Origin of the sequence: Streptomyces sp. NPDC007863, from assembly GCF_040633895.1 — a bacterium.
In the GTDB taxonomy this organism is placed as follows: Bacteria; Actinomycetota; Actinomycetes; order Streptomycetales; family Streptomycetaceae; genus Streptomyces.
Window position 1 is genome coordinate 20,227 of record NZ_JBEYEI010000031.1, and the last position, 12,403, is coordinate 32,629.

Consider the following 12,403-nt stretch of genomic DNA (forward strand, 5'->3'; position numbering starts at 1 on the left):
CGGTTACTTCACCTGCTCCTGCTGCTTGCGCCAGCGGATGCCGGCCTCCAGGAAGCCGTCGATCTCGCCGTCCAGGACCGACTGTGGGTTGCCGACCTCGAACTCCGTACGGAGGTCCTTGACCATCTGGTACGGGTGGAGGACGTACGACCGCATCTGGTTGCCCCAGGAGCTGCCGCTGTCCTTGAGGGCGTCCATCTTGGCCCGCTCCTCCTGGCGCTGGCGCTCCAGGAGCTTGGCCTGGAGGACGTTCATGGCGCTCGCCTTGTTCTGGATCTGCGAGCGCTCGTTCTGGCAGGAGACCACGATGCCGGTCGGGAGGTGCGTGATGCGCACGGCCGAGTCGGTGGTGTTGACGCCCTGGCCGCCGGGGCCGGAGGCGCGGTACACGTCGACGCGGAGGTCCGACTCCTCGATCTCGACGTGGTCCGAGGACTCGACGACGGGGAGGATCTCGACGCCCGCGAAGGAGGTCTGGCGGCGGCCCTGGTTGTCGAAGGGCGAGATGCGCACCAGGCGGTGGGTGCCCTGCTCGACGGAGAGGGTGCCGTAGGCGTACGGCGCCTTGACGACGAAGGTCGTCGACTTGATGCCGGCCTCTTCCGCGTACGAGGTCTCGTAGATCTCGGTCGAGTAGCCGTGGCGCTCGGCCCAGCGCAGGTACATGCGCTGGAGGCGCTCGGCGAAGTCGGAGGCGTCGACGCCGCCGGCCTCGGCGCGGATGTTGACCAGCGCCTCGCGCTCGTCGTACTCGCCGGAGAGGAGGGTGCGGACCTCCATCTCGTCGAGCGCCTTGCGCACGGAGGCCAGCTCGGTCTCCGCCTCGGCGAGGGTGTCCGCGTCGTCCTCGGCCTCGGCCAGCTCGAAGAGGACGCCCAGGTCGTCGATGCGGCCGCGCAGCGCCTCGGCCTTGCGGACCTCGGCCTGGAGGTGGGAAAGCTTGCTCGTGATCTTCTGCGCCGCCTCCGGGTCGTCCCAGAGGGACGGGGCCGCGGCCTGCTCTTCGAGCACGGCGATGTCTGCCCTCATCTTGTCGAGGTCCAGGACGGCCTCGATCGACCCCATGGTCGAGGAGAGGGACTTCAGCTCTTCGGATACATCGACGACTGCCACGCGTCCAGCGTAACGGCTCCGGGCCCCGAGCCGAACCTACGGCCGCCCGGCCTGTGGACAACCCGATCCGAAAGGTGCCCGGCTAGGGCGCGGGCTGCGACGTCGGGCGGGAGTCCTGCGGCGGGGTGCCGTCCTCGCCGGCGAGCGCGAGGTAGCCGCCGGCGCCGAGCGCGGCCGCCGCGACGGCGGCCGCGATGCCGAGGGCGATCCGGCGCTTGCGGACGGCGCCGGCCTTGTTGCGGGCCGAGCCGGGTCTGCGGGCGCCGGCCGGGCGGGGGGCGCGGGCGGTGCCGTGCGGGCCGCCGGACAGCTCGTCGGGGCCCGGCACCCGCATGGAGGTGTGGGTGTCGCGGTGGGAGTCGGCGGAGGCACCGGGCACCAGCGGGACGGCGGCCCGGCGGCGGCCGGTGTCGGCGGGCGTGCCGGCGGAGGTGGCGTACGCGGGGTCCTCGTACGGCTCCGGGGGCGCGGGCTCGGCGTCGGGCTCGTCCACGTCCAGCGGCGGGATGCCCTTGAGGAGCGGCAGGACGTCGGCGAGGCGGGCGGCCAGCTCGGAGGCGCGCAGCCGGGAGGCGGGGGCCTTGGCGAGGCACTGGACGAGCAGCTGCCACAGCTCCTCGGGGATGCCGGGGAGCGGGACGACGGTCTCGGTGACGTGCCGGCGCAGGACGGCTCCGGGGTGGCCGCCGCCGAAGGGCGTGAAGCCGGCGAGGAGCTCGTACAGGACGGTGGCGAGGGCGTAGATGTCGACGGCGGCGCGGGGCGGCAGGCCCTCGACGATCTCGGGGGCGAGGTAGTCGGGGGTGCCGATGATCCGGGTCGCCTTGGTGCGGCCGGGGGTGTCGATGAGCTTGGCGACGCCGAAGTCGGTGAGGAGGGCGGGGTGGGCGCCGCCGGGGCCGAGCGGGCCCTCCATGTCGAGGAGGATGTTCTCCGGCTTGACGTCCCGGTGGACGACGCCGGCCGCGTGGGCGGCGGCGAGGCCCTCGGCGACGTCCTTGATGATCGCGACGGCGGCCTCGGGGGCGAGGCGGCGCTCCCGGTCGAGGCGCGTGCGCAGGTCGGTGCCGCGGACCAGGTCCATGACGAGGGCGAGGTCGTTGCCGTCGACGACGAGGTCGCGGACCTTGACCACGCGCGGGTGGTCGAGCCCGAGCAGGGCGGTGCGCTCCTGCACGAAGCGGCCGACGAGCTCCTGGTCGGAGGCCAGGTCCTCGCGCAGCAGTTTGACGGCGACGGGCCCTTCCGGGCCCTCGCCGAGCCACACCGTTCCGGCGCTGCCCCGCCCGAGGATCTGGTGGGTGGTGTAGCGACTGCCGATGTTCCGTGCCAAGACTGCTCCCTCAGCGGCTGCGGTTCGCGTCAAAGTTACGCGTCCCTGGCCGCCGGACGTCACTCCCGGAGGGAAATCACCCCTCGGAAGTCGATAAATCGGCAGTACGACCGCGTTTCCGGCGGTCGTACCGCCCCGCTCACCGCGGCGCCGGCCCTACTGGCCGGTGCCGCCCGATCCGCCGGAGGAGCCGGTGGTCTCCCCGATGGTGGAGATCCAGTCGGTGACGGTGGAGATGCCGTCGCCGATGGCCTCCCAGTAGCCCTTGCCCTGGGCGATCCAGTCCTGGAGCGGGGTGAGCTCCCAGACGAGCCAGCCGGCCACCACGAAGAGGACCACCATGATCAGGCAGCCCTTGAGGCAGCCGAGGCCGGGGATCCGCACCGGGTTGGCGCTCCGCTGGCGCGGCGGGCGCGGCTCGCGCGGGGCGGGCGGCTGGGGCTGCGGCCGCTGGGGCTGCTGCGGCTGCTGGGGCGGTGCGTACTGCTGGGGCGGGGGCTGCGGCGGCGCGTACGGCTGCGGGGCGGGGCGCTGGGGCGCCGGGCGCTGCTGCTGGTACGGCGGCGGCTGCTGGGGCTGCTGGTAGCCCTGCTGCGGGTAGCCCTGGGGCTGCTGCTGGTACTGCTGCGGCGGCGGGCCCTGCTGGTACGGCGGGGGCTGCGGCGGCTGCTGCGGGCGGCGCGCGGGGCGGCGGCGCAGCGGGTCCTCGCTGGGGTCCAGGTACTGCACCTGGGTCTGCTCGTTGCGGTCGCGGGCCGCGCGGAGCTGCGTCTGCCAGGGGTGCGGGTCCTCCGCCGGCGGGTTCGGCGGCATGGCGGGCATGACGGCGGTCGGGTCCGCCGCGCCGGCGGGGCCGCCCGCGGGCAGCACCGCGGTCGGGTCGGCGGCACCGGCCGGTCCGCTCGTGGGCAGGACGCTCGTGGCGGCGGCCGGGTCGAAGGCCGCGGGCGCGCCGGAGCCGGCGGGCAGCACCTGCGTGGGGTCCGCGGCGCCGGGCGTGCCGGGGACCTGCGCCGGGTCGGGGTCCGGGGCGAGGAGGGCGCCGACGCCCTCGGCGGCCTCGATCTGGGCGGGCGAGGAGTGCACGCCGATGCCGGCGGCGACCGTGCGCAGGCCGCGCGCCAGGTTGACGGCGCTGGGCCGCTGGTCGGGGTTCTTGCTGAGGCAGCGCTCGATGACCGTCCACAGGGGCGCGGGCACCGTGGAGGGGCGGCGGGGCTCCTCGCTGAGGTGCATGTGGAGGACTTCGAGGGCGGTGCCGCCGGCGAACGGCGGACGGCCGGTGACCAGCTCGTACAGCAGGATGCCCGCGCCGTAGATGTCGACGGCGGAGGTCTGCGGGCGGCCCTCGGCGGACTCCGGCGCCACGTACGCGGGCGTGCCGACGAACTCGTGGGTGCGGGTCAGGCCCGGGGAGTCGGCGAGGCGGGCGATGCCGAAGTCGGTCAGCATCGGGTGCATCGCGCCGTCCCGCTCGGCGAGCAGCACGTTGGCCGGCTTGAGGTCGCGGTGGACGACGCCGTCGGCGTGGCTGGCGGCGAGCGCGTCGGCGATCTGCGCGGTGAGCAGGGCGGCGGCGACCGGGGTCAGCGGGCCGCTCTCCCGCAGGTAGCGGTGGAGGTCGGGGCCCTCGACGAGGTCCATGACCAGGGCCAGGACGTCGCCCTCGACGACCAGGTCGCGGGTGCGCACGATGTTCGGGTGCGTGAGCCGGAGGAGGACGGACCGCTCGCGCAGGAAGCGCATCACGATGTCCGCGTCGTTGGCCAGCTCCTCCTTGAGGACCTTGATCGCGACGGTCTCACCGGGCTGGCCGGCCACGGCCGCCTCGGCGCCCGCCGTCTCCCGCTGGCGGGCTCGCCAGACGGTGCCCGTGGCGCCGCGGCCGAGCGGCTCCTCGAGCAGGTACTTGCTGCCGATAGGCCGCACGTCACGCGCTCCCTGCTGATCGTGGCTGATCGTGGTCCTGGGTGGCCGGTCCCGCTCGGTGCGACCGAGCCGGGCCCCGGAGGCCTCTTGCTTCTCTTCTTGTGACCCGTCCGGGTGTCCGACCCACTCTAGTGCCGCCGAACGGGTCGTCGGCCGGTCGTCCACAGGCGGATTTCCGCTGACGCGTTCGAACCGCCGGACGGTCGCGGAGGGCCCGGGGGCCGACCCGCCGAATGGCCGAAGGCTTTCCTTCCCCGCCCGCGCCCCGCGCCCGAATCCCACCCGGATCCCGGCGCGGACACCCGCCCGGGTGGCGTCCGAACTTGTCCGGAAGAAGACGCTCCCCCGGCCCGGATGGTTGCCACACCGGCCCCACGCCCCCGGTCGACCTGGCGTTTTCGCGTCACACCGGACGACCGGGGACGACCGTTCAAGATCACTTCGGGGTGACCCGGCGGCAGGTTGTCGGCGGCAGGTGCGAGGATGCCTCCAGCACGTCGCATCGGTGGGGTCGGGAGCCCCCGCGCCGTGCCGACCTGTACCGGGCGACGCGTCCGTGCCGGGTGGGGGGTGAACGGGGCGGTCCCCTGCCGGGCATGTCGCGCAGAAGGGACCGCTGACGGCGATGCAGATCCGGCTGACCGTCCTCGCGCCGCACGCCGGCCACGGCGCCGGGCGCGCCTGCGACGTGCTCGTCACGGCCCCCGCGGGCACGGCGCTGTCCGCCGTGGCCTCGAACCTCGCCGCCGCCGTCACCGGCCCCGACACGGCCGGCGGCACCGGCACGCCGGTGCTGTACGCGGGCGCGGAGCGCCTGGACGCCCGCCGCTGCGTGCTGGGCGAGCCGCCCCTGGTGGACGGCGCGGTCCTCGCCCTCCAGGCCCCCGACCCGGACGACCGGACCGACCTCGCCACCGCCGGCCCCGCCGCCCGGCTGCACGTGGTCGCGGGCCCCGACGCGGGCGGGGTGCACCTGCTGCACGGCGGGCCGATCAGGATCGGCCGCTCCGTCGAGGCGGACGTGCCGCTGGACGACCCGGACGTGTCCCGCGCGCACTGCACGGTGACCGTCGCGGGCGACGGCCGGATCACCGTCGCCGACCTCGGCTCCACCAACGGCACGACCCTCGACGGCGCCCCCGTCGGCGACCGCCCCGTCCGGCTGCGCCCCGGCGCCCTGCTCCGCCTCGGCGAGTCCACCCTCCGCCTCACCGCCCCGCACGACGCCGCGGCGGACCCCGGCCCCCTCCCCACCTCCCCCGACGGCGAGGGCCACCTGCGCGTGCCCCTGGCACCCGCGCCCGCGCCCGCGCCCGCCGAGGACGGCACCGGCGGCGACGGCACGCACCCGTGGGCGGGCCGCATCCCCGGGACGCCCGGCACGCCGCCGGCCGCCCCCGCCCCCGGCGGCGGCCGGCCGGACGCCGGTCCCACGCGGGCGCGGGAGCCCGAGGGCGGCGACGGCGGCGCGACGCACGCGCACGTGCACGTGCGCATGGCCTTCCCCGACGACACCGACCCGGCGGGACCGGCCACCCGCAGGACCGGCCGGCGCGGGCTCGGCGCGTGGGCGCGCCGGTTCGCCGGCGGCCGCGAGGCCGACCCGGCGACCGGCGCCGGGCCGTCCCCGGCGGCCGCCGAGTCCCCCTGGCCTTCCGAGGCCCCCGGCGAGACCGCCGCGCCCGACACCTGGCCCGATCCGGCGGCCGTGCTGCTCACGGCGCTCGGCCCCGGCCCCCGGCTGTGGGAGCGGACACCGGACCACCCCGAGGCCCTGACCGTCCGGCTCGGCACCGCCGACCGCGCGGAGCTGTCCGGGGTGCCCGTCACCGTGGACCTGCGCGAGGCCGGCTCCCTGGGCCTGGCGGGCCCGGCGGACCGGCTCGCCGGCCTGGCCCGCGCCGTGGTGGCCCAGCTGGCCGCGCTGCACTCCCCCGGCGACCTGGAGATCGTCCTCGTCAGCGCGGACCGCAACCGCCCCCTGGAGGAGCGGCGGCGCGCCTGGGGCTGGCTCGGCTGGCTCCCGCACACGCGGCCGGCGCACGGCCAGGACTGCCGGCTGCTCCTCGCGTACGACCGCGAGCAGGCGCAGGCCCGTACGGCCGAGCTGACCCGCCGGCTCGACGACGGCCCGCTCGGACCGGGCTGGGCCAGCGCGGACCGGGCGGCGGTCGCGGAGGCCGCGGCGGCGCACACGGGTCCGGCGACGGTCGTGGTCGTCGACGGCGACCCGGGCACGGCGGCGCTGCGCGAGACGGTGGCCCGGCTCGCGAGCGCGGGCGCGGCGGCCGGCATCCACCTCGTCTGCCTGGCCGAGGCGCCCTCGGCCTCCCCCGCGTCGCCGCTCGCCGCGACGTACGAGACGGCGTGCGCGGCCTCCCTCGCCTTCCGCGAGTGCGGGGCGGCGGCGCTGCTCAGCGGTGACGTGGCGACGGCGCTGCGGCTGCTGCGGACCTCCGGCGGGCGGGTCGCGGGCCACGGCACGGTCGGTGTCGTGGACGCGGTCTCCGTCGCCTGGGCGGAGCGGTTCGGCCGCGCGCTGGCCCCCCTGCGTACGGACGCGGCGGCGACCGCCCCGGGCCGGACGGCCGCCCTGCCGCTCTCCTCCCGCCTCCTGGACGAACTGGGCCTGGCCCGGGCCACCCCGGCGTCCCTCATGGCCCGCTGGGCGTCGGCCGGCGAGGGCACGGCGATCCTGGGCGCGGGCCCGCGCGGCCCGCTCGCCGTCGACCTCACGGCGGAGGGCCCGCACCTGCTCATCGAGGGCCCCGTGGGCAGCGGCCGCACGGAACTCCTCCGCGCCGTCGCCGCCTCCCTCGCGGCCGGCGGCCGCCCGGACCGGCTCGGCCTCCTGCTGGTGGACGGCGCGGGCGGCGAACGCGGCGAGGGCCTCACGGCCTGTACGGAGCTGCCGCACGTCACCGAGCACCTGGTGGCCTCGGACCCGGTCCGCATGCGGGAGTTCGCCCAGGCGCTGGGCGCGGAGCTGAAGCGCCGCGCGGAACTGCTCGGCGACGGCGACATCGCCGACCTCCGCAGCACCCGCACCCTCATCGGCCAGCGCTCCCCGAGCGCCGCCGAGCAGCTCCCCGCCCGGGGCGCCGCCGACCTCACGGACCGCCCCAGCGGCCGCACCCTGCGCACCGGCGCCGGCTCGGTGGGCGACACCGCACCCGGTGCCCGCACCCCCTACCAGTACCCCCGCACCGCGGAAGACCTCCCCGACACCCCCGGCGACCGCCTGAGCCGTGCCCCCCGCGCGGCGTACCCGGGCGCGGGCGACCTCTCCTCCCCGACGAGCGGACGACTCGGCGGACGGTCGTCGGGGGCGGCGGACCTCGGCGAACGGGCCAGCGGACGGACACTGCGGACGGACGAGGGCCGGCCCGGTCCGGCCGGCGCGCGCGTGCCCCGCCCCGCGAGCGAGGAGGCCCACCTGGCCGCGGCGCGCCCCGGCGCGCCCCGGATACCGCTGCCCCGGCTCGTCGTGCTCGTGGACGATTACGACGCCCTCGTCGCCCCCGCCCTCGGCGCACCCGGGCGACCGGCCGCCGGATCCGTCGTCCGGGCCCTCGAAGCGGTCGCGCGGCACGGCGAACGGCTCGGCGTGCACCTGATCGCGACCTCCGCCCGGCCGGACCGGACCGCCGACACGGACCTGGCGCACGGCGCCCGCCTCCGCGTCGTCCTGGACGCCCCGCCGAGCACGCCGGGCCCCGACGTCCCGGCACCGGGCCGGGGCCGGCTCGGCCACCCCGACGGCCGCGTGACGCCGTTCCAGGCGGGCCGCGTCACGGGCAGGATCCCGCGCACGGCGACGCTCCGCCCGACGGTCGTCCCCCTGGAGTGGGAGCGCATGGGCGACCCGCCCACCCGCCGCCCGGTCCGCGAGCTCGGCAACGGCCCCACGGACCTCGCCCTCCTGGCCAGCGCCCTGGACCGCGCGGCCCGCTCGGTGGAAGCCACCCCCATGCCCCCACTGACCCACGCCTGACCGCCCGGCCCGGGGGGCTCGCCCCCGGTTTCGGGAAGGGCGGGGTGGGTGAAGGCCCCGCGCAGCGCACCCCGCCCGCCCCACCGGCCCGCAGCCGCAGCCCGCCGCCAGCCGCACCCACAACACCCGCAGCCGAACCGCCCCGCCCCGCCCCCGCCCCTCAGCCCCCGCCCGTCAAGAGCCCGACCGCCCCGTCACCGCCCCGTCCCGCCCCCCAGCGTCCGCAGCCCCGCCAGGGCCGCGTGGGTGAGGTCGTCGACGTACCCCTTCGGGAGGTCCGTGCGGACGACGACGAGCCGCCAGTACAGCGGGCCGACGATGAGGTCGAGCGCACGGGCGGGGTCGGTGCCCTCGGGGAGCTCGCCGCGGGCGACGGCCTCGCGGACGATCTGCGCGACGACCCCCTCCTGTCCGTCGAGCAGCGCCCCCCGCACCGCCGCGGCGATCTCCGGCTGCCGCGCCGCCTCGACGAGCAGCTCGGGCACGACCTGCGAGGCGATCGGGTGGCGCAGCGCGTGCGCCGCGACGGTGAGGAGGGCGCGTACGTCTCCCTCCAGAGAGCCGGTCGCGGGCGCCGGCAGCCCCTGCGCGGCGACCGCCCCGACCAGGTCGAGGACGAGTTCCAGCTTCGACTTCCAGCGCCGGTAGACCGCGGTCTTCCCGACGCCCGCGCGCCGCGCGATGCCCTCGATGGACATCCGGGCGAAGCCGACGGCGGCGAGTTCCTCGAAGACGGCGGTCCGGATGGCCTCGGTGACGTCCTCGCGGAGCACGGCGGCTCCGGCGGGCGCCCTGCGGGGCGTGGGGGTGCTCATGAACGGCATCCTAACCAACGGTGACGTCACGACGATACGGTTGCGTTCCGACGCGCGAGCGGCCTAACCTCCCCGTAGCGACGATACGAACCCGTCCCGACGTCAGCCTCCACCCCTCCCCGGCGAAAGGCGCCCCGCGTGACCCAGACACTGCCGCCGCCGACCACCCCGACCCTGAAGGAACACCCGCCCGCCGAAGACCTCCGGGCCCTCGCCCGCCGCCACGGCCTCTCCGTCAGCGGCGCCCGCCCGCCCCTCCCCGACTACGTCCGGCAGCTCTGGTCACGCCGCGACTTCATCGCCGCCTTCGCCACCGCCCGGCTGACCGCCCAGTACAGCCAGGCCAGGCTCGGCCAGCTCTGGCAGCTGATGACCCCGCTGCTCAACGCCGCCGTCTACTACCTGATCTTCGGCGTCCTGATGAACGTCCAGCACGGCATCCCGGACTACGTCCCCTTCCTCCTCACCGGCGTCTTCGTCTGGACCTTCACCGCCAACACCCTCACCGCCGGCTCCCGCGCCATCAGCGGCAATCTCGGCCTGGTCCGCGCCCTGCACTTCCCGCGCGCGAGCCTGCCGCTCTCCCTCGCCCTCCTCCAGCTCCAGCAACTGCTCCTCTCCCTCGCCGCGCTCGTCGTGATCCTGCTCTGCTTCGGCGAGTTCCCGACCTGGAACTGGCTGCTCGCGGTGCCCGCCGTCGCGCTCCAGGCGCTCTTCTCCACCGGCGCCTCCCTCGCGCTCGCCCGCCTCGCCGCCCGCACCCCGGACATCAGCCAGCTGCTGCCCTTCGTGCTGCGCACCTGGATGTACGGCTCCGGCGTGATGTGGTCGATCACCTCCCTCGCGGAGAGCGGCCGCTTCCCCGACGGAGTGGTCCTCGCCCTCCAGTGCAATCCGGCGGCCGTCTACATCGACCTCGTCCGCTACGCCCTCGTCGAGAGCTTCACCTCGGCGCACCTGCCCCCGCACGTCTGGGCGCTGGCCACCGGCTGGGCGGTGCTCGCCTTCGCCGGCGGCTTCGTCTGGTTCTGGAAGGCGGAGGAGACGTACGGCCGTGGCTGACACCCCAGGCACCCCAGGCACCCCAGGCCCAGGCGCCCCACACACCCCACCGCAGGCACCCCCCACCGTCGTCGTCGACCGCGTCCACGTCGCGTACACCGTGCCGGCCGGCCCGACCGGCCGCCGCCGGGTGCACGCCGTCAAGGGCGTCGACCTCGTCGCCCGGCGCGGCGAGGCGATTGGCCTGATCGGTTCGAACGGATCGGGGAAGTCCACCCTCCTGAAGGCGATCGCCGGCCTCCAGCCGGTCGAGAGCGGCACGATCCACACCCAGGGCCGCCCCGCCCTCCTCGGCGTCGACGCGGCCCTCGTGAACGACCTCTCCGGCGAGCGGAACGTCATCCTCGGCAGCCTCGCCCTGGGCATGGGCCGACGGGAGGCCGAGGCCCGCTACGACGAGATCGTCGACTTCTCCGGGCTCCGCGACCCCCGGCACGACGACCCGCTCCCCCGCCCCCTGCGCACCTACTCCTCCGGCATGGCCGCCCGCCTCCGCTTCGCGATCTCCGCGGCCGCCCGGAGCCCCGACGTGCTCCTCATCGACGAGGCCCTCGCCACCGGCGACGCCCGCTTCCGGAGCCGCAGCCGGCGCCGGATCGAGGAACTGCGGGCCGCCGCCGGCACGGTCTTCCTCGTCGCCCACTCCCACGCCACCATCCGCGAGACCTGCGACCGCGCCCTCTGGCTGGAGGCGGGAACGCTGCGGATGGACGGGCCGGCGGAGGAGGTGGTGGCGGCGTACGAGGAGTTCACCAGGACGGGCGCCACCAAGCCGAACGAACAAGGCATATGACGCATACCAGACCTATCGTCGGAGCGTGACGACGCCCGATCACCACGATCACCCCCGAGCCCCCACCTCCGCCCTCACCCCCGGCTCCGCCCCCGCGCCCCCCTCCCTCACCCGCTCCCCCTTCGAGTCGGACTCCTTCACCTCCGCCACCTTCGTCACCGTCGGCCGCGGCCCCGCCCTCGCGCTCGCCGTCGTCTGGCTGGTCACGCGCGTCGGCATGCTGGCGCTGCTCGTGAGCGACAGCCTCGGCGTCGGCGGGGTCGGCAACGAGGTACGGCTCCTCTACCGCCACTGGTACGGCTTCTTCGCCGACGGCACCTTCCCGCCCGGCGACCCGACCTGGCAGTACCCGCCCGGCGCCGGCCTCGTGGTCATGGCGCCGGGCCTGCTGACGCCCTGGCTCGGCTACACGCAGGCGTTCGTCGTCCTGACCCTGCTCGCCGACGCCGCCGTCACCCTCGGCCTGGCCGTCGCCGACCGCTCACGGCTCACCCACGGCGCCTGGTACTGGGTGTGCGGCCTGCCGCTCCTCCTCCACCTGCCGCTGGCCCGGTACGACGTCCAGGCCACCGCCCTCGCCGTCCTCTCCCTCCTCCTGCTCAAGGGCCGCTCCCCGGGCGGGCACCGGCTCGGCGGCGCGCTCGCCGGGCTTGGGGCGCTGGTCAAGGTGTGGCCGGCGCTCGCGCTGATCGGCACGCCCCGGGGGCGTACCACCCGTGAGGCCTGGACGGCCGCCGCCGTCACCGCCGCCACCCTCCTCGCGGTCCTCGCGCTCTTCTTCTCCGAGTCGCTGGGCTTCCTGCGCGGTCAGGGCGCCCGGGGCATCCAGGTGGAGTCCCTGGGCGGCACCGCGCTCGCCCTCGGCCGCGCGACGGGGCTCTGGCCGGGGACGGCGGAGGTCCGCTACGGCGCCTACGAGTACGTCGGCCCGTACGTCTCCACCCTCGGCCACCTCTTCCTCCTGCTGACCGTCGCCGCCGTCCTCTGGCTCGTCCTGTGGCGGCTGCGCGCCACCCGCTGGAACGAGGCGACCCCGCTCGACGCGGCCCTCGCCGCCGTCCTGCTCCTCACCGTCACGAGCCGCGTGATCAGCCCCCAGTACCTGGTCTGGCTGCTCGGCCTCGCCGCCGTCTGCCTGACGTCCCGGCGGACCGTGATGCGCCCGGTGGCGCTGCTGCTGCTCCCCGCGGCGGCCCTCAGCTCCCTCGCGTACCCCGTCCTGTACGCCGAGGTCGTCAGCGGCACGCCACTGGGCCTGTCCGTGATGGTCCTCCGCAACGGCCTGCTCCTCGCGGCCGCCGCCGTCGCCGCCCACCGCCTGTGGCGGGCCACGGTCACCCCCGTACGGGAATAGCGGAAGGCCC

At 76.4% G+C, this 12,403-nt stretch carries 8 protein-coding genes; 4 read left to right on the forward strand and 4 right to left on the reverse strand.

Features of this window, described 5'->3' with window-relative positions; all coding sequences use genetic code 11:
* Positions 1-3 precede the first annotated feature (3 nt).
* From prfB to ABZ621_RS34675, 3 genes are all read right to left on the reverse strand, one after another.
* Positions 4-1,113 (reverse strand): peptide chain release factor 2, encoded by a 1,110-nt coding sequence (prfB, locus tag ABZ621_RS34665; RefSeq protein WP_360610711.1) that lies wholly within the window; start codon positions 1,111-1,113, stop codon positions 4-6.
* 82 nt (positions 1,114-1,195) lie between these two features.
* Positions 1,196-2,446, reverse strand: a complete 1,251-nt coding sequence (locus tag ABZ621_RS34670) for a serine/threonine-protein kinase (protein ID WP_360610713.1) — start codon at positions 2,444-2,446, stop codon at positions 1,196-1,198.
* A 156-nt stretch (positions 2,447-2,602) separates the two neighbouring features.
* A complete protein-coding gene (locus ABZ621_RS34675) occupies positions 2,603-4,375 on the reverse strand; it encodes a serine/threonine-protein kinase (RefSeq protein ID WP_360610715.1) in 1,773 nt (590 codons plus the stop codon).
* A 625-nt stretch (positions 4,376-5,000) separates the two neighbouring features.
* On the opposite strand from ABZ621_RS34675, the gene ABZ621_RS34680 reads away from it, so the two are divergent.
* Entirely contained in the window at positions 5,001-8,369 is a 3,369-nt protein-coding gene (locus ABZ621_RS34680) for an FHA domain-containing protein (RefSeq protein ID WP_360610717.1), read from the forward strand.
* 194 nt (positions 8,370-8,563) lie between these two features.
* Here ABZ621_RS34680 and ABZ621_RS34685 read toward each other — a convergent pair whose 3' ends face one another.
* Positions 8,564-9,184: a TetR/AcrR family transcriptional regulator gene (locus tag ABZ621_RS34685; RefSeq protein ID WP_360610719.1), complete on the reverse strand. Its 621-nt coding sequence runs from the start codon at positions 9,182-9,184 to the stop codon at positions 8,564-8,566.
* Positions 9,185-9,322: 138 nt separating this feature from the next.
* On the opposite strand from ABZ621_RS34685, the gene ABZ621_RS34690 reads away from it, so the two are divergent.
* The 3 genes from ABZ621_RS34690 (at position 9,323) to ABZ621_RS34700 (ending at position 12,393) form a co-directional block, all read left to right on the forward strand.
* Positions 9,323-10,246, forward strand: a complete 924-nt coding sequence (locus tag ABZ621_RS34690; protein WP_360610721.1) for an ABC transporter permease — start codon at positions 9,323-9,325, stop codon at positions 10,244-10,246.
* A 100-nt stretch (positions 10,247-10,346) separates the two neighbouring features.
* Positions 10,347-11,039, forward strand: coding sequence for an ABC transporter ATP-binding protein (locus ABZ621_RS34695; protein ID WP_360610746.1), 693 nt, complete (start codon positions 10,347-10,349; stop codon positions 11,037-11,039).
* A gap of 25 nt (positions 11,040-11,064) precedes the next feature.
* Positions 11,065-12,393 carry a glycosyltransferase 87 family protein gene (locus ABZ621_RS34700; protein WP_360610723.1) on the forward strand — a complete coding sequence of 443 codons (1,329 nt, stop codon included), beginning with the start codon at positions 11,065-11,067 and terminating at the stop codon, positions 12,391-12,393.
* Positions 12,394-12,403 lie beyond the last annotated feature (10 nt).

Coding starts and splice junctions, on each gene's coding strand:
- ABZ621_RS34680 (WP_360610717.1), top strand. CDS start 5,001: ATGCAGATCCGGCTGACCGTCCTCGCGCCGCACGCCGGCCACGGCGCC.
- ABZ621_RS34685 (WP_360610719.1), bottom strand. CDS start 9,184: ATGAGCACCCCCACGCCCCGCAGGGCGCCCGCCGGAGCCGCCGTGCTC.